The sequence below is a fragment of the Flavobacterium okayamense genome, from assembly GCF_019702945.1.
Taxonomy (GTDB): domain Bacteria; phylum Bacteroidota; class Bacteroidia; order Flavobacteriales; family Flavobacteriaceae; genus Flavobacterium; species Flavobacterium okayamense.
The window spans coordinates 243,871-269,902 of the sequence record NZ_AP024749.1; the positions used below are offsets into that span (position 1 = coordinate 243,871).

A 26,032-nucleotide genomic window follows, 5' to 3' on the forward strand; every position below is an offset into this window, starting at 1 on the left:
CATTTTATGAAATTTTAAAATTGAATTAATTAAAATAGTTGTAAAGTATTTTAACACTATTGCTGTATAATTTTAAATTGCGTAAGTTTGCTGATATTTCAAGATAAATTTGAAATTTATTTATGCTTAAAAAAGATAAAAAATATACCTATTTTGAAGCTGGCGAAGGAACTCCTATAATAGTATTACACGGACTTATGGGAGGCTTGAGTAATTTTGATGGTGTTGCTAATTTCTTTCCTAAATACGGCTATAAAGTTGTTATTCCAGAATTACCATTATACACACAAAGCTTATTAAAAACCAACGTAAAAGCCTTTTCTAAATTTGTTAAAGACTTCATCGTCCACAAAGGATTTGAAAAAGTCATTCTTTTAGGGAATTCATTAGGAGGACATATAGCATTATATCATGCAAAAATGTATCCGGAATTAATGAAGGGCTTAGTAATAACTGGAAGTTCAGGATTATACGAAAGCGGAATGGGAGAAAGCTACCCAAAACGTGGAGATTACGAATACATCAAAAAGAAAAGTGAAGATGTGTTTTATGATCCAAAAGTAGCCACAAAAGAAATCGTTGATGAAGTTTTTGCTACTGTAAATGACAGAATAAAACTTTTAAAAACGTTAACAATCGCTAAGAGTGCTATTCGTCATAACATGGCAAAAGATTTACCTAAGATGGAAACTCCAACCTGCATTATTTGGGGAAAAAATGATAAAGTAACTCCTCCAAACGTTGCTGAAGAATTTAATAAATTATTACCAAATTCAGAATTGTTTTGGATAGATAAATGTGGTCATGCAGCAATGATGGAACACCCTGATGAGTTTAACAAACTTTTGCTTGCTTGGTTACAAAAAAACAACATATAATTATTCCCCGCATGGGGAATTTTATTTTAAAAAAAGATGAAGATTACAAGTGCCGAATTTATTATCAGTAATTCTGATGTGCAAAAATGTCCGAACGAACCTTTACCAGAATATGCATTCATTGGAAGATCAAACGTTGGTAAAAGTTCATTAATTAACATGTTAACTGGACAGAAAAAATTAGCCAAAACTTCGTCTAAACCAGGGAAAACACAATTAATCAACCATTTTAAAATTAACCAAAATTGGTTTTTAGTTGACTTACCTGGATATGGTTACGCAAAAGTTTCCAAATCAACAAAAGCTGTTTTTCAAAAATTTATTACTGAATATTTCGAAAAAAGAGAACAATTAGTTTGTGCATTTGTTCTAATCGACATCAGACTTGAAGCTCAAAAAATTGATTTAGAATTCATCAACTATCTTGGTGAAAGCGGCGTTCCTTTTTGTATTATTTTTACTAAAGCCGATAAAATAGGAAAAGTAAAAGCACAACAAAACATAGCAGCTTATAGAAAAAAAGTCTTAGCAAACGGTTGGGAAGAAATGCCTCAACACTTTGTTACTTCATCCTTAGATAATTTTGGAAAAGATGAAGTTTTAACTTTTATAGACGATGTAAACAAGCAGTTTTTTGAAAGTAATTCCTTAGGATTTTAACTCTAGTTTTTCAGCAAAGTAATCACAAAAATCACGCATTGTCGCACTCATTTTCTCATCAGTTGTAGCGCGTTCAAAAGTATCGGCCATTGCTACTAAAGTTTGATGGAAAAATTGCTTCATTTCATCTACAGGCATATCTTTTGTCCATAAATCGATACGTAAGGTTTCTTTTTGATTGTGATCCCAAATAGACAACAACATTGCTTTTGCTTCAGCCGCATCTACTCCACCATCTTTGGCAGACCAAAGTAATTTTTCTGGAACATTATTTTCGTCTAAACCAACTGAAATTTTTATATCAGATTTTTTATTTGCCATTATTTTGCAGGTTTGTATTTAGAGTTTTCAAAGATTGTTTTAGCGTCCATTGCTAACATATCTTGCAAAGATACATCATTATTTTCCATAAAACTTCTGACAATTTGCCATCCTAACCATTGACCTACTCGACCTGGAGACTCATTATCGATTTCTAAATAAAATTTTGAAAAAGGTGCATCATTTATAAAACGGAACTCATTTTTTTGATTGCTTTCATAGAGCAAGTTATTTTCTACAAAATAACTCCACATTTGTGCTTCATTTTCTTCGCACCATTTTTCATGGGTTTCTGAATATCCAATTTTTGCTGCATTTGTAGCTTCCGGTAATAACAAATCTTTTACATACAATTCTTTCCCATAATATACCATTTGAGAAAGTAAAGTTCTATCTGAAGGATAAGGAATTCTTGAAAAAGCAAAACTTGAAACCAAATCAGGTAAAATTTGATTTTGATTAAAACGCACTTTTTGATAATCAGGAAAATCTTTATAAAAACGATGTTTTTCACCTAAATAACAATCTAATGAAATTAAGGCTAATGAATCGGCATAAATTGCCTTAGCATCTTTATCAACCTCATTTATAAGCGTTATAATTTTTGGCGTTTTACTTTTTGGAAAATAGTATTCAACTTTGCCGAAAAGCTCACCTAAATCTACTCTTAGAAAATCGGCATCACCATATTTATTTTGAACTTCTGTATACAATTCTCGCAATAACGGATTGCTTAATTTATTTGTCCAAACCGTATCTTCATTACCAGCGGGGAAAAAGTATGGGAACTGATTTTTTAATTTCAACAAATCCTCAGGTTGCGATTCATAAAATAATTTATCAAACCTAACTAATTCTACATTAATAGGATTTGTATTAACAACCTCAACCTTTTTCTTGTCTTCCCCACAAGAAGCCAAAATTAAAATGAAAGAAAAAAACAAAAGCTTTTTCATATAGCTTACTAATTTTTTATTTTTGATGAAATTTAAGTGACTTTAAACTAACGGCAAATATACATTTATCGTATTAATTAAAATAAAAATGGCAGTTTCAAATACATTTAATTCAGAAAAAATTAACGAACATATTGTTAAATGGTTATTAGACTATGCTACAAATGCAAAAGTAAAAGGATTTGTTATAGGAATTTCAGGAGGAATTGATAGCGCTTTAACCTCAACTTTATGTGCACAAACTGGATTACCAACACTTTGTGTTGAAATGCCAATTCACCAACATCAAAGTCATGTTAACAGAGCGGTAGAACATATTATACAATTAAAAAATCGTTTTCCAAACGTTAGCAATATTAAAACTGAATTAACTCCTGTTTTTGATTCATTTGTTAACCAAGTTGAACAAAATGATGAAAGAAAAACTCTTGACATTACATTAGCAAATACTCGTGCTCGTTTACGAATGACAACTTTATATTATCATGCCGGAATTCATGGTTTGTTAGTTGCAGGAACTGGAAACAAAGTTGAAGATTTTGGAGTAGGCTTTTATACAAAATATGGTGATGGCGGTGTGGATGTTAGTCCGATTGCAGATTTAGTTAAAAGTGAAGTTCGAGCTTTAGCAAAATATTTAAATGTTCCTGAAAGTATATTAAAAGCACAACCTTCTGATGGATTATACGAAAATGACTTAACAGATGAAATGCAAATTGGCGCAAGTTATGACGAATTAGAATGGGCAATGGAACAAGTTGAACTGGGAAAATCTGCTGAAAATTTCTCTGGAAGAGAGGCTGAAGTTTTTTCTATATACAAAAGACTTAACACTATTAACCAACACAAAATGAACCCAATACCTGTTTGTGAAATTCCTAAAAACTTAAAATAATCGTAATATTTTAACAAGTATTTACATTTTTTTTCATTATCTTTGAGAGGCAATTTTGCATTAATTCAAAACTTAATGCTATATGACAAAGATATGTATCGCCGACAATCTTCCGGTTGTTGTTCATGGAATTAAATCTTACTTTAAAGACAATCCCCAATTTGAACTATCGAGTCATGCCTCAAACTTAAAAGATTTACTCGATGCGCTTCAATTAAAGAATATTGACATCCTCATTATGGATATCGAATTAGAAGGTTTCTCAAGCATTCGTGACATTAAAGCGTTAATTAAAGATTTTCCATCGACTAAAATTGTGGTTTTCTCATCTGTTTCAGAAAAAATGTATGCCCCTACAGCAATTAAAGCTGGCGTAAGTGCATACGTTAGTAAATCTTCAACATTAAAAGAACTTGAAAATGTGTTGAAAAAAGTTACTGAAGGAAAAACTGTATTTAGTGATGAAGTTAAAAAACAAATAGAGCTTTTAGGAAGAGGAAAGAAAAAAGAACGCCTTTATAAAAAACTTTCCACTCGTGAAATTGAAGTTTTACGTTACCTAAACGATGGTAAGAAAAATAAAGAAATTGCTGAAATTTTAGGTTTAGACGAAAAAACTATCAGTACTTATAAACTTCGTTTATTAGCAAAATTGAGTGTCACTAATTTAGTCGATTTATTGAGTAAAGCGAAAACTTTAGATATTATTTAAAAAAATCGGTTCTAATACGACCAATGCTTGTACTTATAGAAACTTTTAACTTATTGTAATCATTAATAAGTTGCATTACGTCTTGTAATGAAGTTTCTTGATTTTCATCTTTTAATCCTTCTACTAATTCTTTTGTAAGATTTTGAATTAAATATTCTCGATATGAAATTAATGTTTCTGAAATTAATGCTTTCAAAACTTCTTCATCATCTTTAGATTTAACAAATACTTGTTTCTTTTCAAGCCATCCATCAAGTTCGTACTTGTTTTCATTCATTAAAATATCGATAACGATTTGCTCTGAAGTTTGGTCCAATTGGTTTAAAAATTCATTTTTTTCAAAATCCCCTTTTTGTAAATAGACATTCAAAATTTGATTGACTAAATTTTTGAAAATTGGATTGGAAAACTCAATTTCGTCTTCTTGAAGATTCATATAGATTTTTTCAAAAACCTTTAGAGTTCTCTTTTCAGTAAAATTTTCCTCCTCTCCATCCTCATTAACTCTTAAATAAGTTTCTTCAAACTCTACATCTTTATTTCCATAAAGAATTAAAACTTCAATTATTTTTCGTTCTAATAAAGCTGAGATTTCTTCTGCAGAAAGCAAACGTGTTGTAGTTTCATTTCGAATTACTTCAAAAGTTTTCTCTTTTTGTTCTTGTTTGAACTTTTTATTAGCATCTTGAATTTCTTTTTTATCCAATTGCGCCAATGTATTAAACAAAACATCTTCAGAAATATCCATTATTCGTGAACATTCTTGAATGTATACCTCACGTTTAATCTTATCCGAAATTTTTGAGATACTTACAACCATATCTCGAATTAAATCGGCTTTTTTGATAGGATCATTCTTAGCCTCATCCATTAGTAATGAAGCCTTAAATTGAATGAAATCTTTGGCGTTATTCTCTAAATAAGAAACTAATTCATCATGTGGTGTTTTCTTTGCAAAACTATCTGGATCTTCACCATCTGGAAAAGCGCAAACTCTAACATTCATTCCGGCTTCAAGAATTAAATCGATTCCGCGAATTGAAGCTCGCAAACCTGCTGCATCACCGTCGAACAAAACGGTCATATTTGGTGTTAAACGTTTTACCAAATTAATTTGCTCAGACGTTAAAGCCGTTCCAGAAGAAGCTACAACATTTTCAATTCCCGTTTGATGAAACTGAATTACATCAGTATAACCTTCTACTAAATAACAATTATTTTGTTTGGCAATGGCTTGTTTTGCATGGTAAATTCCGTAAAGAATTTTACTCTTATGATAAATTTCACTTTCAGGTGAATTCAAATATTTAGCCGCTTTTTTATCGTTGGTTAAAATTCGTCCTCCAAAACCTAAAACACGACCACTCATACTTTGAATAGGAAACATCACTCGACCTTTAAAACGGTCGAATTGCTTTTCTTCCTTAACAATCGTCAATCCGGTTTTGTCTAAAAATTCTAACTTATATCCCTTACCAAGTGCTTCGCTTGTAAATGCATCCCAAACATCTGGCGAATATCCTAAATGGAATTTTTTAATGGTTTCAGTAGTAAAACCACGTTCTTTAAAATAAGACAATCCAATTGCTTTTCCTTCTTCAGTATTTAATAAAACATTTTGAAAATACTTACTCGCAAATTCGGATACCAAATACATACTTTCTTTTTCATTAGCCAATTCGGTTTCTTCTAAAGATTGCTCGGTTTCTTCAATTTCGATATTATATTTTTTTGCTAAATAGCGAATGGCTTCAGGATACGTAAAATGTTCGTGTTCCATTAAAAATGTCACGACATTTCCGCCTTTTCCAGAACTAAAATCTTTCCAAATTTGCTTAACTGGTGAAACCATGAAAGAAGGCGATTTTTCATCAGCAAAAGGACTCAATCCTTTTAGATTACTTCCGGCGCGTTTTAAATGCACAAAATCACCAATAACCTCCTCTACTCGGGCGGTTTCGAAAACGGTTTGTATGGTGTTTTGTGAAATCAAGTTTGTATTATTGGTTTATTAACTTAATAGTCGTACTCTCATTGACTGAAAGGTTTGTTAGCATTTCAATTTCTTTACCATCATAAACTAAAACAATTTTTGATGTGTTTTGATACATATCTCCATTATTTAATGCAGTAACCTTAATGTCATTAATTTTATCTTTCAAAGATATAATAAGTTCTTTTGGTTTGTTTAAAACTGTATAATTCTCTAAAAGTTTTTTACCATTTAAAGATAAATCAATTTTATCATTGTCTTCTTTAGCAGAATCAAAAATAATTAATTTCACTTCTTTAGATTTTACTAAAACTGATGTTGTCTCATCTTTTCTTAAAACATTTAATTTTAATTCATTAAGCATTTTTACCAAATTTATTTCTTCTTTTACATCATCATCAATTTTTTTTGATGAATCAATTTTTTTATCAAATTTGGATAACTTCTTTTCTGCTTTTACCTCAGTAGACAAAATAACTTTACCATCAATACACTTTTCTTTATTATTAAAAAAACTATTGAAATCAGACTTAATATTTTGATTCTTATTTAAATTTACTGTAGTCTTAAACTGTAAAGAACAGAAATCTGTTTGAACAATTTTTGACTTTGTATAAACTAAATCTCCTTCTTTAATAAATAAAACATTAGTATTACTATTGTATGAACCGATTATCAAATTTTTAGTTTCATTTTCACCATGAATATCTGTAATTGAGTATCCTGAAATTTTTCCGTTTTCAATTTTAAAGCTAAGTCTATAGGAAACTAACTGAGAATTGCTAAACTTTAATACACCAACATATTCATAATCAAACGAATATACATTGTCAAAAATTAACAAGAAAAATATTAACAGACTAGCACTTTTTATATTCATTTTTTTATATTTTTGAATCGATCACAAACTTAAAATTATTATTTATGAAATTTAAATTATCACTGCTATTTTTAATGTTTATTTTTAATTTATCTTTTGCTTCATTCCCAGTTAAAAGAGCAGAAATTGTTGACACAACAGTTAAAAAAGAAAATGTTATTTCGAAAAAATCAGAATTAGCACCAAGTCCAATTTTATCTTCTGAAAAAAGTCAAGGTATTGCACTTATATTAGCTCTAACGTTAGGATTACTTGCTGCTCATAGATGGTATGTAGGAACACCATGGCCAGTTAATGTTTTATTTATTTTTAGTTTAGGAGGTGTTGGAGTTTGGTTGTTAATTGATATAATAAGAATCTGTGTTGGCACTTTTAACCCACAAGGTAGATTTAAAAAATCATTCTTCTAATTTATATTAAATGAAAAATTTAAAATTAATAGCTTTATTCATATTTATTTCTTTAAATGCAATTTCTCAGATATCTGTTGGGAGAACTCATAGAGGTCCTTTTAAAGATTTAAAAAAAGAAGACTACAAAGCTGCCAAAGAAAGAACAACCCTTTTTGTTCTTGATGATTTTGAAGTTGAAGAGTTTGACAATATGTTAAAATCTTTTTGGAATATTAGCAAATATGAAATTGCTACAAGAGAACAATTCGACTTTAGAGAAAAAGAATTTAAAAGCGGAAATTATAGCATATTTGAATTTGGAGGTCAACTTGTTACTATGACTAGCCAGAGCGGAATGACAACAGAGTTTTTGTATTTAAATCACACACTTTATTATTGTACTGATATAAAGGAAAACAAAAAAGGAAAACTTAAATATGATTACAATGAATTAGCTTCCATTTATTTTTCTGGCGATGCAGATTCAATGTGGAAAATAATTGATTCTAAAACTTACGGAAAACTAACTGAACAATTGTACAATTACAAATTAGGTTACATGAAAAACTATTTACAGTTTATTCATGATTGTTTAAAAGATGAGTGGTATTCTTTTGCTTTTTCTTCAACTTATGAAAAGAAAAAAATAAAAGCACTAAAAAACTCAACTTTATTTATTCCTGATTATATCAAAGTTCAATATAGTGGTTGGAAAGGAACTGATAAAGAGCGTGAAAACCCTGATGAATTATTTGAAGACTACAAATCAAAATATGAATGGATAAGTTCTGAAGAACTTAACAACAAAATCTTAAACACTAAAGAAAACTTTTACTACTTAATGTATACAAAAGTTAATAGTATGAAAATGGTTAGCGTAGTTAACGGTAAAACTGGAGAAGTAATATATACTGATTATCAGTCCTTGAGTTACCAACTTAAGCCAAAAGATTTAAAAGAAATTTATTCAAAATTTAAATAAAAAAAGCCTCTCAATGAGAGGCTTTTTTGTTAATTAAAGTCGAATCGTAATCCTAAAGAAATATTGTTTTGATCTACTGCATTATTCTTAAATAGCGGATTTAAATCATATTTAGCATATAAACTCATTTGTCCGTAACCAATGTAAGCACTTAATCCGTAGTTAAAGTCATTAACATTGAAATCTCCTTTTTGTTTTACTTTGATTTTTTGATCGTCTTCTTCGTATTTTAAAATTTGTTTCGATTTAATTTTAACACCTGCATAACCACCAACTCCTAAACGAAGTGATTTATGAGTTCTAAAATATGAATTCCCATCTTTATCCGTTTTCTTTGGCGTAAAATCAAATTCTAAATGAACTGGAGCCGTTAAATACACATTTCTAAAGCGTGATTCATCAAAATTTGTAAATCCAGTTTGAAGTTCGGTTACATCTCCATTTTTAACAAAATATCTGTTATCTGTTGGTCGTAAATTATTATACATTAACGATAAACCATATTTTGCATGTAACAAATTGTGATTTTTAAAAATTCTTGTATTATACGTTAAACCCCATTCATAAAAATGAGAACCCCAAACTCTGTAATCAGAATCGTTTAAGCTTTCTCCTTCAGTTAGTAAATTATTTAATCCAAAGGCAAATACAAATTGTGAAGTTGTTCTTTTAGAAACTTTCTTAATATAATCTTCTTTTCCATTATAAACCTTCATTGAAGATAAATTGATTTCTGTTTGATTTTCCCCTAAATTATCAGAATTACCACCAAAAACAATTCGAGTACCTCCTTTATTATTCTTTTCAAACTCAACCTTACCATCAACTTTATCTTTCACTAATTGAGATAATTTTTCCTCTTGAATTGAAACTTTATCTTGAATATTTTGAGCCCTCTTTGTGGCAGCTTCCATTTTCAAATTATCAGCATCATCTTTAGATATTTTCCCTTCATTTAATTGTTTTTCAATTTCTTCTACTTCTTTTTTAAGCTGATCTTTTTCTTGTTTGGTAATATTTTCTATGTTAGTTGCAATTGCATTTGCTTTTTCTTCAAATGACAAAGGAGTTCTTTCACGTCCTTTTGTTTGTCCTGTTTCAGGAGTTGTTTCAGGAACAAAAGAAATAGTAAAATCTTTAGCAAACACTTTACCTTCTCCATCTAACAAAAAGCCATAATTAATATATTCTGCATCTTCCGATATATATAACACAATATCATAAAGTTGCCAATCATTAGTTCCTTTAATACTTCTATTTTGCATATTGTCAAATGCCAGTACTTTGTTTGAAAAATCAACACGCATCCAAAGTCCAGCCCAACCATCAACATTTTCAGATTTCACAAATGCTGAGAGCTTAATTGTTTTACCTTTATATGGTGAAGCGTCAATAATTTTTTTGATACTACCAAAACCTTCTGGTCTTTTAATTTTAGAGGCAATCATGAATTCTTGATTATCATTAGTGGAAACACTAAATTCATAACTTGATTCTTTTCCTCTTTGTCCCCAAGTGTTTTCTTGTGCATTGAGCTTATTGATAAAACTGACCAACACAACTACGGTGTAAAGAATAATTTTTTGCATAACTGTTCGTTTTTTGATTAATATTTATTTGATGATGATTATTCGTAATTTCTATTAGCAACTGCTGTTTTCGCTTGTTCAAATTTTCGCTTCAGTTTATCAAAAGTCGTTTCTCGATATTCTTCAGTAATTTCAGATTCAACAGAAGATAAAAGCGAATTAGGATCTACTTTTACAGTGCTTTTAGTTTTGTTTGAATTTGTAATTGAACTATTGTCCTGATTGTTTTTAACTGAAGCTAATAATTTTTCAGGTGAAACATATATTGGCTTATTGTTTTCAACTGTTGCTTCTTTTTCTTCAATCATCTGATTTTGAATAAAAGTCTCTCCTTTTGGACTTTCAACTTTTATTTTTTTATCAAAATTTAGCTTTTTAGGCTCTTGATTTTGAACAATAACTGAATTTTGTTTTATCCGAATTTCTTCAATTAAACTACTATTCATTTCAACTTTGTTTTCTATTGAATTTTCTTCTTCAAACGAATCTAAAATATCTTCACCTTGTGTGGTAACAATTGTATTTTGAGGTATAACTTCATTCGAGTTTTGATTTATAAACCAGTACGTCATTCCAAAAACGAAAAACAACGAAGCTGCCACATAATACCACAGAAAAGATTTCTTTTTAGGCTGTTCTTCAACCGATAGCATTGCATCTAATCTATCCCATGATTTTGCCGAAGGTTGCATTGTTCTTCCTTCTAACTTATTTTTTATTTGTTGTTCCATTTTATTTGGTTCCATTTTCAGTAGCAGTTAGTTGGTTAATTTGGTTTTGCAATAGTTTTCTAGCGTGGGCTAGTTGCGATTTAGATGTTCCTTCAGAAATTTTTAGCATTTCAGCTATTTCTTGATGTTTAAAACCTTCAATTGCATAAAGGTTAAAAACCGTTTTACATCCGTCAGGTAAATTATCAATCATAAATTGAATATCATCAACAGAAAATTCATGCATTTCTGTTACTAAATCTAATTCTTGATGGTTGTATTCTTCTATTTCGTCTGTTTTGAAAACATTCTTTTTAACGCGAATAAAATCGATACATTCATTTACCATAATTCTTCGAATCCATCCTTCAAAATTCCCTTTTCGTTCAAAACTTTTTAAATTGGTAAAAACTTTCATGAAAGCGGTAATCATTACATCTTCCGCATGATGTAAGTCTTTTATGTAAAAACGACAAACACTCAACATTTTTGGCGAATATTTTTCATACAAGCTGTGTTGTGCCTGACGATTATTTTCAATCGCTTGCTGAATAATACTGTTTTCGTCTTTATGTAAATTAATAACTTTCATTAAAGAAATTAGAATTCTAAATTTCGCCTTCTATTAGTAAAGACGAGAATGATTTTAAAATGGTTGTATGGAAAATTAAATAATTTGTTGATTTGTTGATTTGAAAATGTAATTAAATATTGATAGACACTTCGACTGCACTCAGTGTGACAATAAATTATATTTATTTCTTACGTTCGATTACGTAATTTACCATTAAAGTAAGAGCATCTTTGTATGGTGATTGTGGGAAGTTTTGAATTAACTGTAGCGCTTCTTGTTGGAACTGAACCATTTTCTGCTCAGCATAATGCAACCCGTTTTTGTCTTTCACAAATTGGATTACTTCTTTAACACGCTTTTTATCTTTGTTGTGATTTTTTACCGAATTAATTACCCAACTTTTTTCTTTAGGTGAACAATTATTTAAAGCATAAATCAAAGGTAATGTCATTTTTTGTTCTTTGATGTCAATACCTGTTGGTTTACCAATTGCATCATCAGTATAATCGAACAAATCATCTTTTATTTGAAAAGCCATACCAATTAATTCGCCAAATTTACGCATGCGTTCAATAGTTTCTGCATCTTCTGGATTAACTGAACAAGCACCTAAAGAACAACAAGCAGCAATTAAAGTCGCCGTTTTTTGACGGATGATTTCGTAATAAATATCTTCGGTAATATCTAATCGGCGTGCTTTTTCAATTTGTAATAACTCACCTTCACTCATTTCACGAACAGCTACTGAAATGATTTTAAGCAAATCGAAGTCATTATTATCAATAGAAAGCAAAAGTCCTTTCGATAATAAATAATCCCCAACCAAAACCGCGATTTTATTTTTCCAAAGTGCATTGATTGAAAAGAAACCTCTTCTCTTGTAACTATCATCCACCACATCATCGTGGACTAAAGTAGCCGTGTGAATTAATTCGATTACTGAAGCGCCTCGATACGTTCTTTCATTAACTGTTCCGCCAGAAACCATTTTAGCCGTAAGAAAAACAAACATGGGACGCATTTGTTTTCCTTTTCGGTTTACGATGTAATGTGTAATTCTATTAAGCAAAGCCACTTTTGTAGACATCGATTCGCGAAACTTATTTTCAAAAAGTTCCATTTCATCTGTTATAGGCTGTTTTATTTGCTCGACGATTTTCATTGTGGTTTCAAAAGTAAGTAAAAGTTGGTTTTATTCAAATAATAAATCAACCAGAAATAACAATTTCATTAACAAGCCGGCTTATATTTTCTCTATTTCTACCACCAGAAGATATTGATATTCTCTTTGATGGATCACAAATACTATTAATGTAAAGATTATTTTTATAGAAAAGAATTGTTATTCTTTCTCCACCAATTGAAAATATAATATTATCGCATCTTTCTGCAACTATTACATTATGTTTATTTTCTGTAAATTTCCATCCAAGTTCATTTCCAACTTTCATTATTATTTTATTAAGCTCACTTCTTGAAAGATTGGTTGAAATAATTTTAAATTTCAATTTATTTTTTTGATAAAAAAAGAATAATATAGATAGGATTGGTGGAATTATATAAAACCATATTTCCCCTTCTTTTAAAGGATTATTGACCTCTTTAAATAAGTCTACCAAACCAAAGAACATTAATAAAATAGGAATAAGCAATAAATAAAATACAAGATAAAAATGCTGAATAAATTCTAAAAAATTTAATTTTAATTCACCTGAATCTAATGAAACTTTTATTTTATATTCATCCATTTTTAAGACTTATTCGCTAATTGTCCGCAAGCTGCATCAATATCTTTCCCTCTACTTCTTCTTACTTTTACAACTATATTATTTTTCTCTAATGCAGTTATATAATTTTCAATAGCTTCGTTTGAGGCTTGTTGAAACATTCCATCATCAATAGGATTGTATTCGATTAAATTTACTTTACAAGGAACGTATTTACAAAATTTCACCAAGGCATCTATTGATTTTTTATCGTCGTTGATTCCTTTCCAAACTACATATTCGTAAGTAACTTTGCTTTTCGTTTTTTTGTACCAATACTCCAATGCCTCTCGTAATTCGGGTAAAGGAAAACTCTTGGTAAATGGCATAATTTCGTTTCGAATTTCCTCAATAGCCGAATGTAATGAAACCGCTAATTTGAATTTCACCTCATCATCTGCCATTTTCTTAATCATTTTTGAAACTCCGGATGTTGAGACTGTAATTCGTTTTGGCGACATTCCTAAACCTTCGGGTGATGTAATTTTTTCAATAGCTTTCATCACATTTGGATAATTCATCAAAGGCTCACCCATTCCCATAAAAACAATATTCGATAACGGTCGGTCGAAATACAAACGACTTTCATTATCGATAGCTGCAACCTGATCATAAATTTCATCGGGCTGAAGATTTCGCATTCTTTTTAAACGAGCTGTAGCACAAAATTCGCAATCTAAACTACATCCCACTTGACTAGACACACAGGCGGTTGTTCTAGTATTTGTTGGAATTAGAACCGATTCTACAATCAAATCATCATGCAAACGAACTGCATTTTTAACCGTTCCATCTTCGCTTCGCTGCATTGTATCCACCTTAATATGATTGATGACAAAATTAGCTTCTAACATAGCACGTGTTTCTTTTGAAATATTAGTCATATCTTCAAAAGTGTGTGCTCGTTTTTGCCACAACCATTCGTAAACTTGGTTTCCACGAAAAGCTTTATCGCCATTTGAAACAAAAAAATCTCGTAATTGTTCTTTGGTTAAAGCTCGAATATCTTTCTTTTCAGTCTGCATGGTGCAAATTTAAGTTAAAATCGGTCAACTGTAGCCTTTCTCCAAAAATAAAGAAAACTTGAAGGCACACTTTCTTCATTTAATAAGCAACCATTAGGTATTTCTGGAAAAGTTTGTGCAAATGTCTCTACTGCATTACGTTCTACTCTTGTACTAACAACATCTCTAGTAACTTCATCTGGATGATGTAAACCTGCAGAAGCCATTAACTCTAAAGCACTGTGAACCGTTTCTTTTTGATATTGCGCTACACGAACACTTTTTTCTTGCGGCACTAAACCTTTAACTAAATCTGGATCTTGCGTTGCAACACCTGTTGGACATGTATTAGCATGACATTCTAAAGCTTGAATACAACCAAGCGCCATCATCATTCCACGAGCCGAATTACACAAGTCGGCACCAAGTGACAAAGTTCTGATAATATCGAAGCCTGAAACTACTTTTCCACTGGCAATAATTTTTATTTCATTTTTAATCCCGAAACCTTTTAAACAATCATAAACAAAAGCAATAGCATCTCGCAAAGGCATTCCAACATGGTCAGCATATTCTGGTGGCGCCGCTCCTGTTCCTCCTTCGCCACCATCAACTGTTATAAAATCGAAATAGGTTTTAGTTTCTACCATTGCCTTACAAATCGCAATAAATTCTGATTTATTACCCACACAGAGCTTCATTCCAATTGGCTTTCCACCTGAATTTTCGCGTAATAGTTTTACAAAGTCCATCAATTCCAATGGCGTTGAAAAAGCAGAATGTTTTGGTGGCGAAATAATATCCTGACCTTTTGAAACTAAACGAATATTGGCAATTTCATCGGTTACTTTTGCTTTTGGAAGTATTCCTCCATGACCAGGTTTTGCTCCTTGTGAAAACTTAATTTCAATCATTTTTACATTATCTAAAGTAGCTCTTTTCGCAAATTCTTCTACCGAAAATTTGCCATCAGGCGTTCGAGTGCTAAAATAACCCGTTCCAATATTCCAAACGACATCTCCACCTTCTAAGTGATATGGAGACAAACCTCCTTCACCTGTATTGTGAAAGAAATCACCCATTTTAGCTCCAGCATTTAAAGCTTGAATTGCATTTTTACTCAACGAACCGTAACTCATAGCGCTAATATTGAACATGCTTGCATGATAAGGCTTTAAGCATTGAGATGAGCCAATTTTAACCCTTGGATTATTTGCTAATTTATCGAATGAAATAGCATTCATACTGTGATTGATCCATTCATAGCCTGTATCGTAAACATCTAATTGGGTTCCAAAAGGTTTGTTTGAAGAAACATTTTTACTTCGCTGGTAAATCATTCCTCTTTGTAAACGGTTGAAAGGTTTTCCGTCAGTATCTGTTTCTATAAAATATTGGCGTAATTCTGGACCAAGTTCTTCTAGTAGATATCGCATTCTTCCTAATAATGGAAAATTGTTACGAATGGTATGCTTGGATTGATACATATCATATAATCCCATAGAGATAAGTGGCACAAAAATTAGAAGTAATAAAAGAAATTTACTATTTACATAGCCTAAAATTCCTATTATTGACAATGAAGTAACAGCAAAAACTAGAAAAGCTTTTCTCATTCTTATTAATTTTCAATTTGTGTAAAAATACCAAATTACGAGTAGGTAAAAAAAGAGAATTCGTACTTTTGTAAAAAACATTAGCATGCATTTTATCTCAGAAGAACTAGAAAACTACGTTGCATTACATTCTGAAAGTGAACCAGAATTATTAGCTAAGTTAAATAGAGAAACACATCAGAAAGTTTTACAACCAAGAATGTTGAGCGGACATTTTCAAGGTAGAGTTTTGAGTATGCTTTCTAAAATTATTCATCCGAAACATATTTTGGAAATTGGGACTTACACGGGTTATGCAGCGCTTTGTTTAGCGGAAGGTTTAGCCGAAAACGGTACGCTTGACACTATTGATGTTAATGAAGAGTTAGTCGATTTTCAGAAAAAATATTTTGATGCTTCAGCTTATAAAGATCAAATATTTCAACATCTTGGAAATGCATTAGAAATTATCCCAACTTTAAATAAAAAATTCGATTTAGTTTTTATTGACGCTGATAAAGAAAATTATATTAATTATTTTAATATGATTGTGCCAATGATGAATAAAGGAGGAATAATTTTAAGTGATAATGTTTTATGGAGTGGAAAAGTTTTGGAAGAGCTCAACCCTAAAGATAAATCAACTAAAGTGTTAGTAGAATACAATCAATTATTAAAGGAAGATCCTAGAGTTGAAACTGTATTGTTACCCATTCGTGATGGGTTAACTGTGAGTAGAGTTTTATAAAATTACCAATTGTATTTTTTTGATAAAACTTGGTAAATTTTAAAAAATAAAGTCCCAGCTAATAACCCAAAAAAGTAGCCTGTAAGTATATCAGTTGGAAAATGTAGTCCGAGATAAATTCTACTGTACGCAAATACAAAAGGAAAGATAAATAACCAATACATTCTTTTTCCGTATTGTTTCATCAAAAGAAAAATGAATGTCATTGTTGCCATAGAATTTGAGGCGTGACCCGAAAAGAAACTATATGTATTACTACATTTAACGATTCTAATAATAGAACTTATTTCTAAATCTTTACATGGCCGTGAACGTTCAAAAGTAAATTTAAAAACATTGGTTACTTGATCCGTGAATGTTATTAGTACAGCTATAAATAGAAGAACAATTCCTAGTTTTTTCCAGTCTAATTGTTTTTTAATTAAATATAAAATTAAAAGAAAAAAAGGTGTCCAGTGCAGTTGTTTTGTAACAATTAACCAAAAATTATCAAAATTTTCAGTTCCTAAACCGTTTAAAAAAACGAATATTTTTTTATCTAAATCAATTACCTTTTCCAAACTAACCTTGTCTTTTAATTGGCCCAGTTAAATTTTCAATATCTTCTTTTACTTGCTGAATTGGGTTCTCTACAGAAGTTGAAATATCTTCGATAGGGTTTACCGATTTTTTAATTTCTGCTTTAGCTTTAGCAATTTCATCAGAAATTCCACCCGTTAAAGAATTCATATCTAAACCAGAATCTTTTGCACTATTAGAAATTTCACTTTTGATTTCGTTTGTTGCATTTTTAATTTGAGCCATAGTCTTACCCAAAAATCTTGCAATTTGAGGTATCTCTTTAGAACCAAACAACATCAAAACTGCAAAAATCACAAAAATTAATTCTGAAAAACCTATACCAAACATTTCTTGTAGTTTAAAACAAAGGTACAAAGATATAATACAAAAGCATAAAAAAAGGCACTTTAACAAGTGCCTTAACTATTATTTTTTATCTAATTCATCAAACTTAGAAGGAACCTCTTCTTTTGGCCAAGTATTATTAGTAACGTCAATATCAGCTGTTTCTAATTTTGGATCCAATTGAATTTTAGTTATTTTCTTATCTGTAGCAAAAACACGTTTTGCCGTTTGATTGTTCATCCTCCAAATTTGAGCAGGGAATTTATGTAATTCTTTTGAACCATCTTCAAATTCAAGTTCAGCGATGATTGGCATAATCATTCCTCCTGGTTTGTCAAATTCTACTTCATAAAAATATTTAGGATTTTTTAGAGCTGACTTTTCTTGAGCCGTATAATTTTTATCTAAATATTCTTCTAAAATCTGAATATCTTTTGATTCAAAAGCTTTTTTAGTTTCTGGATTGAATTCTTTATTAGTTTCATCAACCAAATAAATAAAAGGTCCCATATCTCTCAAAAATCTTCCTCTACGTTGAGCAAAATTTTTCATTTCTTCTGTAGGTTCTAGTGTAACGTAATATTGCTTTACATCTTTAATGCCTATATCTACATAGTCTGTTGAATAGAACCAACCTCTCCAAAACCAATCTAAATCTACTGCAGAAGCATCTTCCATAGTTCTAAAGAAATCTTCTGGTGTTGGATGTTTAAATTTCCAACGATTTGCATACGTTTTAAATGCATAATCAAATAATTCTGGCCCCATAATAGTCTCACGTAAAATATTTAATCCAGTCGCTGGTTTTCCGTAAGCGTTATTACCAAATTGGAAAATATTTTCAGAATTACTCATAATAGGCGTTATAAAATCTTGATTTCCTTTCATGTAAGGAACAATCTTATCCGCTGGACCTCTATCTAATGGGAAATTTGGATCAAATGTCTTTTCAGCTTGAAATTCTAGGAATGTATTTAAACCTTCATCCATCCATGTCCATTGTCTTTCGTCAGAGTTTACAATCATTGGAAAATAATTATGTCCAACTTCATGAATAATTACTCCTAACATTCCATATTTAGTTCTGTCAGTATATTTACCTTCTTTATCAGGGCGCCCAAAATTCCAACAAATCATAGGGTATTCCATACCTTGATCTTCTGCAGAAACAGAAACAGCTTTTGGATAAGGATAATCGAATGTAAAATGAGAATATGTTTTTAATGTATGTGCTACAGCTCTAGTTGAATAATCTCCCCAAAGCGGATTTGCTTCTTTAGGATAAATAGAAATTGCCATTGGTGTTTTAGTATTTAACTTCACAGCCATAGCATCCAAAATAAATTTTCTAGACGTTGAAATACCAAAATCACGAACATTTTGTGCTTTAAATTTCCACGTTTTCTTTTTATCAGAAAAACCTTTTTCAGCTCTTTCTGCTTCTTCTTGTGTAACAATTACAACCGGCTTATCAAAAGTCTTTTCTGCTAATTCCCATCGCTTTAATTGCTCAGAAGTAAATACATCTTTTCTATTTTGTAAAACTCCTGTAGCTTCCATAACGTGATCAGCAGGAACTGTAATATTTACATCAAAATTTCCAAATGGTAAAGCAAATTCTCCTCTACCCCAAAACTGCATATTTTGCCAACCTTCAACATCGTTATAAACAGCCATTCTAGGATAAAACTGAGCTATAACATATAAACGGTTACCATCTTCAAATTGTTCGTATCCAGAACGACCACCATCTACGCGGTAATTGTTGATATTATACCACCATTTAATTGAAAATGTAATTTTTTCACCAGGCTTTAAAGGCGATTTAAGATTAATACGCATCATCGTTTTGTTGATGGTATAGCTCATTGCATTACCTTTAGCATCTTTCACATAATCAATATGAAAACCTCCTTGAAAAGGTTCTTCCATAAATTGCTTTGCATATCTATCAGGTGTTAATGCAGGAGACATTCTTTGGTTAGAAACAAGAGGCGTATCTGATTCTGGAGAACGCATATTTTGATCTAATTGCACCCATAAATATTCTAATTTTTCTGGAGCATTATTGTGATATGTAATAGTTTCATTACCAAATAATTTTGCGTTTTTATCATCAATTTCGATATCCATTTTATAATCTGCTTTTTGCTGATAATAAGCCGGACCTGGTGCACCTGATGCTGTTCTAAACATATTTGGCGTAGCCATTTCTTCGTACATTTGACGAAATTTATTTTCGTTATAATGCCCTGGTTTTCTTTCCTCTTTAGTTTCTTCTTGAGCAAACGTCATCAAAGAACTTAAAACAGAAATTGTTGAAAATAAAAAATACTTTTTCATTGTTGTTGATTAATATTTAATACTTGCTATTTTGTCGATTTGAGTTAACAAAAAGCTTCTTTTTGTGTTATTTATATTTGTGTGTACTATATTTTGTTGCTCTGTATACGTTTCCGTAAGCAAATTATTAAAGACCTCGAAAGTAGTTATTTTTTTAGAATTATCTATTTTTAAGTAGCAAATTAACACATCATCATCGTATTCTGAACCTAGAAAAACTAAAGTTTGCTCCTGACCATTAATTTTAATACTAAGCCTTTGAAGTAAATATTTTTCTGTTAATTCTTTTGCATTTTTAGCTTCTATTCTTGTTGCTAAATTGAACTTTTGATTATGTTTTTTTTCTAAAGCTTTTTCTAAATCATCAATAAAAATTCGGGTTGAAATTTCAACTCTAGATTTTTTTTCATTAAAATCAATTTGAGTCACTGACACATAAAACTTATGCAATACACCAAAAGACGTTAATAAAAAAAATATAACTATAGGTAAATAAGTCTTTTTATTTTTCATCAATAACATTAGTATCATTTTGAACATTTTTGTTACTATTAAACTCCTTTGATTTCTTTACTAAATACTCAACCAACTGTATTTCGTTTTCGTATTTAAGCAATTTAGCCATTTCAGAAAATGTTGGTTCAGCAAAGAATACAAAAGAAACCAAGTCCTCGTTTTTAATATTTAGATTACTTTTAAAAAAATTATGCGAATATCTTGCCATTAAATGTTCGTGAAATGACTTCGACATAACTTTTCTTTCCCATTGTTCATTTTCATGTTTTTCTATTCGTTCAATTTTTCTTTTTTCTTTCTTCTTTTTTGAAGAAAACATCCCAAAAAGCGCTTTAAAATCGACCCCCATTAACGGGCTAAAATTTGAATTTGTTACAGGATTTAAAGGCTTTGTATTTCTAATTTCATCTGGAGATAATTTTAAAACATCTATTCCTGCCAAATCTAAACCATAAACATTAATTTTTTTTGTATCAACTTCTAATATTCCGGTTAAACTACTAGGCGTTACTATAACCTCATCAAGTTCATTTACCTTTATTTCTAATTTAATCTTAAAATCATCTATTAAAAAATCACTTTCAGTTAAAACATATTTTTGGGATAAAAACGATAATCCTTGAAAGACCAAAGTGTCTTTTGCTTTTACATTTATTGAAAAAAATCCATCCACATCTGAAACCGAACCAATATTTGTTGTTACGTTTAGTATCGTAATATTTTCAACATCCATTGAATCCGCTACTATTTGTCCCCTCAACACTTCACGTTCTTTATCTTGCGAAAAAACGGTAACACAAAAAAGCAAACCAATATAAAAGAAAATTTTACTCATTTGTTATTTCTTTTAATTCAAGATATTTTGAAGCTAGTTTACTCAAAACGAATTCGCTCATAGTTTTATTTTTCGTTTTGAATGATGTTAAGAATTCTTGCTCATCTAAAATGTAAAAATAAAATCCTTCAACATAAGCTTCAGGTATTTTTAAACGATTAGTAATAAACTCTTTATCGTAATTAAGTTTTATATTCTCGAGTAACATTTCATTTTTTTCAACCACAAGCTCTTTCTTCAACATAGCAGTTCTCCCAGAAATAGCATTAACTAACCCATCAACACTCATCCCTCCAACAGGAATCAATAACGGACTATACCAGCGAAAATCTCCTGCTGCAGCTAATTTTCTTTCTGCAGGAGTGAATTTCTTCATACCCTTTGGAATTATTCCTAAAGCTTCAGGTGTAATATTTTGATATTTTGTTAGTGTTATTTCTTCTAATTCAGTTAACATTGCTTCCATTGGTACAAAAAGTAATTCTTTTTGTTTATCATCTTCTACTACAATATGCATATACCCTTTAAGATGAACTGCACTAAAGATTAATGTATCAGAAACTTCTGCTTTAATTGAGAAATAACCTCCTCTATCTGTAGTTATTCCAATATCTTTAGAGTGATTTATTACATGAATCCCTTCAAGATTATTTGATTGAGAAACTACTTTTCCGTTTAACACAAAAGATTCTTGTCCAAAACAGCTTTGAATATATAGAAGTAATATAGCGACGGTAAAAAATAGTTTTCTATTCAAATTAAAAAAATTAGGAATGTAAAAATATTAATTATCCTTGCCAATTAAATCATAATGAGTTGATAAACTTATGTTAAACAACTAATTTTGTGAAAAATTTAAAGAATGAAAAATCTTATAATAGCTAGCACTTCAACACTTCATAATGGAAGTTATTTAGAATATCTCTTACCAGAATTAGAAATTCATTTTAAAGAAGCTTCAACAATACTTTTTATTCCATACGCTCGTCCTAGTGGAATATCTCATGATGAATACACTACTAAAGTCAGGGAAGCTTTTACCAAAATTGGTAAAAAAGTTAAAGGTATACATGAGTTTGAAAATCCTAAAGAAGCTGTAAATAATGCCGAAGGAATTTTTACAGGTGGCGGAAATACTTTTCTTCTAGTTAGCGAATTATATAGAAATGAAATCATTGATACTTTGGAGAAAAAAATTAAAAACGGAACACCTTATTTAGGCACAAGTGCTGGTAGTAACATATGCGGTTTAACTATTGGCACCACCAATGACATGCCTATCATTTATCCACCAAGTTTTAGAACACTTGGAATGGTTCCATTTAATATAAATCCACATTATTTAGATCCTGATACTAACTCTACTCATATGGGAGAAACAAGGGAAACAAGAATTAATGAATTTCATAAATTTAATCCACAACCAGTAATTGGATTAAGAGAAGGAAGTTGGTTGGATGTAAAAGAAAACAAAATTATATTAAAAGGAAATTTAACAGCTCGTTGGTTTGTTGTTGGAAAAACTCCAATAGAACTAGAACCTGAAACAAATATTTTCGAAATATTATAAATAAAAAAAGCCTTTCAAATTGAAAGGCTTTTTTGTTGAGCGGGAGACGAGGTTCGAACTCGCGACATTCAGCTTGGAAGGCTGACGCTCTACCAACTGAGCTACTCCCGCAAAATATTATAATCCAGTAAAATTAAGAGCGGGAGACGAGGTTCGAACTCGCGACATTCAGCTTGGAAGGCTGACGCTCTACCAACTGAGCTACTCCCGCAATTCAAAAGCATTAACTTTTGTGGGTGCAAATATAGTTCAAAAAAATCTTCATATGCAAGTTTTTTTTTGAAAAATTTTAACCTTATCTTTATAAACCCACTTCTTCAAAAAACTTTAATTCTAGTTTTTTATTCAAATTTTTCATCAATGAAAATTGTAAAAAAAATAAAAACAATTGATACTTACCCTGTTAGACATTTAGTTTTAAGAAAAGGTAAGCCTATAGAGTCTTGCTCTTTCACTGGTGATGACGAAGAAACTACTATTCATTTAGGAGTTTTTTACAAAGAAAAAATCATTGGAATTGCATCTTTATTTAAGATTGACAATGCAAGTTTTAAAGAATCCAATCAATTTCAGCTAAGAGGAATGGCCGTTTTAGATGAATTTAGAAAAGAGGGAATTGGCACATTACTAATAAATGAAGCCGAAAAAATATGTAAATCAAATTCATCAGATCTACTTTGGTTTAACGCTCGTGAATCTGCAGTTCCATTTTATTTAAAGTTAAATTTTAAAACTTTTGGTACAAAATTTGAAATAAACGGTATTGGACCCCATTATGTAATGTATAAAAATATATGAAGATAAAAATTACGCTACTAACATTTTTAATTATCACTTTTGTTTCTTGTAAAAAAGACAACTCTCCAATTGCTGTTGACAACAATGATTTAATTAAAGATGCTGAAACAAATGTAATCATACGACCAATTCCGAATGAGGTTCTTGAAACTTTAGACGATTCAATTAAATTGTATTATACTAAGCTAAATAATTTTGAAATTTGGTATGACAAAGAAAATAGAGCAGATTTAATAAACGAAATTAAGCTTTGCTCACATGAAGGTTTAGAAGCTAATGATTATAATTTTAAAAGTATAGAAGAATTAGAGTCGAATAGAAACAACCTTAATGATGAGGAAATGATTCACTATGATATCCTATTAACGCAATCGTATCGTAAACTTGCAAATCACTTATACAAAGGAAAATTAAACCCTAAAAATCTTTATAGCGATTGGGATTTATCAAAAAAAGAACCTTCTTTATCAGATAGTCTTACAAATGCAATTAAAAACAAAAAAGTTGCTACTCTATTTAAGAATTTAAAGCCGCAAGATTTTATGTACCAAAAAATTAAGCATAGCTTAACGCTACTTAATTTATATCCTGAAGATAAATTTGAAAAAATTTCTATTGATAAAAAGATTAAACTAAACGACACAGTTCCTCAGATAGTTGCAATAAAAAAAAGACTTAAATACTGGAAAGACTATTATAGAAAAGATAGTATTATTACTGAAGTTTATGATGATTATACTTTTGAAGCAATAAAAAACTTTCAAAAAAGACATGGGTTAAAACCAGATGGCGTAATTGGGAAAGGAACAATTAATGCTTTAAACTATTCTAAAGAAGACCGAATTCAGCAAACTATTGCTAATCTTGAACGATGGAAATGGTTTCCAAATAAATTTGGAGAAGAATACCTGATTATAAATTTACCTGATTATTCTTTAAACTATGTAATTGAAAAGGACACTGTTGCCCAACACACCTTGGTAGTGGGAAGTAAATCAAGAAAAACTCCTGTTTTAACTTCAAAAATTTCCAATTTAGTATTTAATCCTACATGGACAGTCCCTCCTACTATTATAAAAGAAGATTTAACTCCTTCAGCAACTAAAAACTTAAACTATTTTAATAGAAACAATATGAGTATTTATGATTCTACTGGTAAAAAAATCACTCCAGAAGAATGGAATCCTGAATTATCAAAAACATACCGTTATGTACAAGCACCAAGCTATAACAATTCATTAGGCCTTTTAAAATTTAACTTTCCAAACAGACATTCGGTATATTTACATGATACAAATCATCGTGATTATTTTAGTAGAGAGTACAAAGCATTAAGTTCGGGTTGTGTTAGAGTGGAAAAACCTTTAGAGTTAGGAAATGAAATCTTAGCCCATGAAATTGAAGATTGGAATAAATCTGAAATTGATACCTTAATAAAAAGAAAAAACACTAAAATTATAACTTTAAAGCATAACATTAGTGTTCTTCTATTATATTGGACCAATTGGTCAGATAACAATAAACTTATTTTTAGAGAAGATATATATAATCTTGATAAAAATCTTTACAAAGCTTTACGAAACTAATTTAGATTTAGCCACATAATTTCTTGATGGATGATAAATAAATAAAACTGATTTATCTTTAATTAGTTGAATCAATTCTTTATGTACTTTGTAGGAAACAGCGGGACAACCTTGACTTCTTCCTAATCTTCCATTTGTTTTAACGAAACTTTCAGAAACATAATCAGCACCATGAATAACTACTGCTCTATCTCTGGCATTATCGTTAATTCCATATTCTTGACCATCTAGTCTTAATGACATACCATGCTTTCCTTGATAAACTTCACCAGTTAAATAAAAACCTAAACTGCTTTGGTAAGACTCTGCTTTATTTGAAAAACTGCTAGCCATATCATTTCCAGAATTTCTTCCATGAGCAACAAGCGTTTGAAGTAAAACTTGCTTGGTTGTCATGTCAATTACCCACATTCTTTCCTCACTAGATGACAAACTAAAATCTACAATTGTTAAAACTTCATTTTCAATTTTGCCTTGTAATTTTAATTGCTCATAGCCTTCAAATGCTCTTGAAAAACTTTCAAATTGAGGAAGTGAATAATTTTCAGTACTTAACGACTCATAGAAAGATTTACATTTTACTTCAAATTCTGCTTTAGCTTTTTCAGCTAAAAGTTTTGGATCAGTTATTATATTCTTTTCAATAGTTGACTCCTTAATATTTTCCTTTATTACAGGAACCGACTCAAACGACATTAAACTCAATAAAAACAGGGGCAAAACTTTGTAAATCATTGTAAATCTTGTAGTTGGTTTGGTTAATAGAGAGCCAAATATATTTATTTTTTTTTACCAAACAAATTTTTTTACGCATTTAATCGAA

28 protein-coding genes and 2 tRNA genes are annotated in these 26,032 nt (G+C 30.2%); 10 read left to right on the forward strand and 20 right to left on the reverse strand.

Translation table 11 applies throughout. The annotated features are described in order from the left end of the window. The first annotated feature begins 122 nt into the window (after positions 1 to 122). Positions 123 to 878 carry an alpha/beta fold hydrolase gene (locus tag KK2020170_RS01240; protein ID WP_221259002.1) on the forward strand — a complete coding sequence of 252 codons (756 nt, stop codon included), beginning with the start codon at positions 123 to 125 and terminating at the stop codon, positions 876 to 878. Positions 879 to 914: 36 nt separating this feature from the next. Then, the gene (gene yihA, locus KK2020170_RS01245) at positions 915 to 1,538 is read left to right on the forward strand and encodes a ribosome biogenesis GTP-binding protein YihA/YsxC (RefSeq protein WP_221259003.1); all 624 of its coding nucleotides are present in this window, start codon (positions 915 to 917) and stop codon (positions 1,536 to 1,538) included. Here the strand turns inward: yihA and gldC are convergent. Both gldC and gldB read right to left on the reverse strand, forming a co-directional pair. Then, positions 1,527 to 1,859 (reverse strand): gliding motility protein GldC, encoded by a 333-nt coding sequence (gene gldC, locus KK2020170_RS01250; protein WP_221259004.1) that lies wholly within the window; start codon positions 1,857 to 1,859, stop codon positions 1,527 to 1,529. The two genes, yihA and gldC, sit on opposite strands and share 12 nt — an antisense overlap. After that, the gene (gene gldB, locus KK2020170_RS01255; protein ID WP_221259005.1) at positions 1,859 to 2,815 is read right to left on the reverse strand and encodes a gliding motility lipoprotein GldB; all 957 of its coding nucleotides are present in this window, start codon (positions 2,813 to 2,815) and stop codon (positions 1,859 to 1,861) included. The genes gldC and gldB overlap by 1 nt, the downstream gene beginning before the upstream one ends. Before the next feature lie 88 nt (positions 2,816 to 2,903). Here gldB and nadE point away from each other — a divergent pair, with 88 nt between their 5' ends. Next, positions 2,904 to 3,710: an NAD(+) synthase gene (nadE, locus tag KK2020170_RS01260; RefSeq protein ID WP_221259006.1), complete on the forward strand. Its 807-nt coding sequence runs from the start codon at positions 2,904 to 2,906 to the stop codon at positions 3,708 to 3,710. A gap of 82 nt (positions 3,711 to 3,792) precedes the next feature. Continuing rightward, the gene (locus tag KK2020170_RS01265) at positions 3,793 to 4,422 is read left to right on the forward strand and encodes a response regulator transcription factor (protein ID WP_221259007.1); all 630 of its coding nucleotides are present in this window, start codon (positions 3,793 to 3,795) and stop codon (positions 4,420 to 4,422) included. Here the strand turns inward: KK2020170_RS01265 and dnaG are convergent. Both dnaG and KK2020170_RS01275 read right to left on the reverse strand, forming a co-directional pair. Continuing rightward, positions 4,415 to 6,415 carry a DNA primase gene (dnaG, locus tag KK2020170_RS01270; RefSeq protein ID WP_221259008.1) on the reverse strand — a complete coding sequence of 667 codons (2,001 nt, stop codon included), beginning with the start codon at positions 6,413 to 6,415 and terminating at the stop codon, positions 4,415 to 4,417. The two genes, KK2020170_RS01265 and dnaG, sit on opposite strands and share 8 nt — an antisense overlap. Positions 6,416 to 6,422: 7 nt before the next feature. Next, on the reverse strand, positions 6,423 to 7,295 hold the full coding sequence (locus tag KK2020170_RS01275; protein WP_221259009.1) for a hypothetical protein: 873 nt from the start codon (positions 7,293 to 7,295) through the stop codon (positions 6,423 to 6,425). 44 nt (positions 7,296 to 7,339) lie between these two features. Here KK2020170_RS01275 and KK2020170_RS01280 point away from each other — a divergent pair, with 44 nt between their 5' ends. Together KK2020170_RS01280 and KK2020170_RS01285 are read left to right on the forward strand one after the other, a co-directional pair. Then, complete coding sequence (locus tag KK2020170_RS01280; protein WP_221259010.1) at positions 7,340 to 7,705, forward strand: NINE protein; 366 nt, start codon at positions 7,340 to 7,342, stop codon at positions 7,703 to 7,705. 10 nt (positions 7,706 to 7,715) lie between these two features. Continuing rightward, positions 7,716 to 8,669, forward strand: coding sequence for a hypothetical protein (locus KK2020170_RS01285; protein WP_221259011.1), 954 nt, complete (start codon positions 7,716 to 7,718; stop codon positions 8,667 to 8,669). Between the two features lie 29 nt (positions 8,670 to 8,698). Here the strand turns inward: KK2020170_RS01285 and KK2020170_RS01290 are convergent, their stop codons facing one another. From KK2020170_RS01290 to KK2020170_RS01320, 7 genes are all read right to left on the reverse strand, one after another. Next, the gene (locus KK2020170_RS01290) at positions 8,699 to 10,258 is read right to left on the reverse strand and encodes a hypothetical protein (RefSeq protein ID WP_255567327.1); all 1,560 of its coding nucleotides are present in this window, start codon (positions 10,256 to 10,258) and stop codon (positions 8,699 to 8,701) included. 38 nt (positions 10,259 to 10,296) lie between these two features. Then, entirely contained in the window at positions 10,297 to 11,004 is a 708-nt protein-coding gene (locus tag KK2020170_RS01295; RefSeq protein WP_221259012.1) for a hypothetical protein, read from the reverse strand. Next, entirely contained in the window at positions 10,991 to 11,560 is a 570-nt protein-coding gene (locus KK2020170_RS01300) for an RNA polymerase sigma factor (RefSeq protein WP_221259013.1), read from the reverse strand. Before KK2020170_RS01300 ends, KK2020170_RS01295 begins: the two co-directional genes overlap by 14 nt. A gap of 163 nt (positions 11,561 to 11,723) precedes the next feature. Then, positions 11,724 to 12,704 carry a polyprenyl synthetase family protein gene (locus KK2020170_RS01305; RefSeq protein ID WP_221259014.1) on the reverse strand — a complete coding sequence of 327 codons (981 nt, stop codon included), beginning with the start codon at positions 12,702 to 12,704 and terminating at the stop codon, positions 11,724 to 11,726. A gap of 46 nt (positions 12,705 to 12,750) precedes the next feature. Beyond that, positions 12,751 to 13,290 (reverse strand): hypothetical protein, encoded by a 540-nt coding sequence (locus KK2020170_RS01310; protein ID WP_221259015.1) that lies wholly within the window; start codon positions 13,288 to 13,290, stop codon positions 12,751 to 12,753. Positions 13,291 to 13,292: 2 nt separating this feature from the next. Next, positions 13,293 to 14,333, reverse strand: coding sequence for a dual-specificity RNA methyltransferase RlmN (gene rlmN / locus KK2020170_RS01315; RefSeq protein WP_221259016.1), 1,041 nt, complete (start codon positions 14,331 to 14,333; stop codon positions 13,293 to 13,295). 14 nt (positions 14,334 to 14,347) lie between these two features. Continuing rightward, a complete protein-coding gene (locus tag KK2020170_RS01320) occupies positions 14,348 to 15,928 on the reverse strand; it encodes an FMN-binding glutamate synthase family protein (RefSeq protein WP_221259017.1) in 1,581 nt (526 codons plus the stop codon). A gap of 85 nt (positions 15,929 to 16,013) precedes the next feature. Between KK2020170_RS01320 and KK2020170_RS01325 the strand changes: the two genes are divergently transcribed. Beyond that, positions 16,014 to 16,655 carry an O-methyltransferase gene (locus tag KK2020170_RS01325; protein WP_221259018.1) on the forward strand — a complete coding sequence of 214 codons (642 nt, stop codon included), beginning with the start codon at positions 16,014 to 16,016 and terminating at the stop codon, positions 16,653 to 16,655. A 2-nt stretch (positions 16,656 to 16,657) separates the two neighbouring features. Here KK2020170_RS01325 and KK2020170_RS01330 read toward each other — a convergent pair whose 3' ends face one another. The 6 genes from KK2020170_RS01330 to KK2020170_RS01355 form a co-directional block, all read right to left on the reverse strand. Further along, positions 16,658 to 17,215, reverse strand: a complete 558-nt coding sequence (locus KK2020170_RS01330) for a phosphatase PAP2 family protein (RefSeq protein ID WP_221259019.1) — start codon at positions 17,213 to 17,215, stop codon at positions 16,658 to 16,660. 1 nt (position 17,216) lies between these two features. Then, the gene (locus KK2020170_RS01335) at positions 17,217 to 17,564 is read right to left on the reverse strand and encodes a Sec-independent protein translocase subunit TatA/TatB (RefSeq protein WP_221259020.1); all 348 of its coding nucleotides are present in this window, start codon (positions 17,562 to 17,564) and stop codon (positions 17,217 to 17,219) included. A 78-nt stretch (positions 17,565 to 17,642) separates the two neighbouring features. Then, positions 17,643 to 19,904, reverse strand: a complete 2,262-nt coding sequence (locus KK2020170_RS01340; protein WP_221259021.1) for a M1 family metallopeptidase — start codon at positions 19,902 to 19,904, stop codon at positions 17,643 to 17,645. Positions 19,905 to 19,913: 9 nt separating this feature from the next. Continuing rightward, entirely contained in the window at positions 19,914 to 20,435 is a 522-nt protein-coding gene (locus KK2020170_RS01345; RefSeq protein ID WP_221259022.1) for a DUF6702 family protein, read from the reverse strand. Then, positions 20,407 to 21,255, reverse strand: a complete 849-nt coding sequence (locus tag KK2020170_RS01350) for a carboxypeptidase-like regulatory domain-containing protein (RefSeq protein ID WP_221259023.1) — start codon at positions 21,253 to 21,255, stop codon at positions 20,407 to 20,409. The genes KK2020170_RS01345 and KK2020170_RS01350 overlap by 29 nt, the downstream gene beginning before the upstream one ends. Further along, positions 21,248 to 22,012, reverse strand: a complete 765-nt coding sequence (locus KK2020170_RS01355) for a carboxypeptidase-like regulatory domain-containing protein (RefSeq protein ID WP_221259024.1) — start codon at positions 22,010 to 22,012, stop codon at positions 21,248 to 21,250. Before KK2020170_RS01355 ends, KK2020170_RS01350 begins: the two co-directional genes overlap by 8 nt. Positions 22,013 to 22,117: 105 nt before the next feature. On the opposite strand from KK2020170_RS01355, the gene pepE reads away from it, so the two are divergent. After that, positions 22,118 to 22,825: a dipeptidase PepE gene (gene pepE, locus KK2020170_RS01360; RefSeq protein ID WP_221259025.1), complete on the forward strand. Its 708-nt coding sequence runs from the start codon at positions 22,118 to 22,120 to the stop codon at positions 22,823 to 22,825. A 38-nt stretch (positions 22,826 to 22,863) separates the two neighbouring features. On the opposite strand, the gene KK2020170_RS01365 is transcribed toward pepE, so the two are convergent. Both KK2020170_RS01365 and KK2020170_RS01370 read right to left on the reverse strand, forming a co-directional pair. Next, positions 22,864 to 22,936 (reverse strand) — tRNA-Gly (locus KK2020170_RS01365). Between the two features lie 27 nt (positions 22,937 to 22,963). Next, positions 22,964 to 23,036, reverse strand: a tRNA-Gly gene (locus tag KK2020170_RS01370). Between the two features lie 149 nt (positions 23,037 to 23,185). Here KK2020170_RS01370 and KK2020170_RS01375 point away from each other — a divergent pair. Both KK2020170_RS01375 and KK2020170_RS01380 read left to right on the forward strand, forming a co-directional pair. Next, positions 23,186 to 23,623, forward strand: a complete 438-nt coding sequence (locus KK2020170_RS01375) for a GNAT family N-acetyltransferase (protein ID WP_221259026.1) — start codon at positions 23,186 to 23,188, stop codon at positions 23,621 to 23,623. After that, positions 23,620 to 25,209 carry a L,D-transpeptidase family protein gene (locus tag KK2020170_RS01380; protein ID WP_221259027.1) on the forward strand — a complete coding sequence of 530 codons (1,590 nt, stop codon included), beginning with the start codon at positions 23,620 to 23,622 and terminating at the stop codon, positions 25,207 to 25,209. The genes KK2020170_RS01375 and KK2020170_RS01380 overlap by 4 nt, the downstream gene beginning before the upstream one ends. Here the strand turns inward: KK2020170_RS01380 and KK2020170_RS01385 are convergent. Continuing rightward, positions 25,198 to 25,944, reverse strand: coding sequence for a murein L,D-transpeptidase catalytic domain family protein (locus tag KK2020170_RS01385; RefSeq protein WP_221259028.1), 747 nt, complete (start codon positions 25,942 to 25,944; stop codon positions 25,198 to 25,200). The two genes, KK2020170_RS01380 and KK2020170_RS01385, sit on opposite strands and share 12 nt — an antisense overlap. Between the last annotated feature and the right edge of the window lie 88 nt (positions 25,945 to 26,032).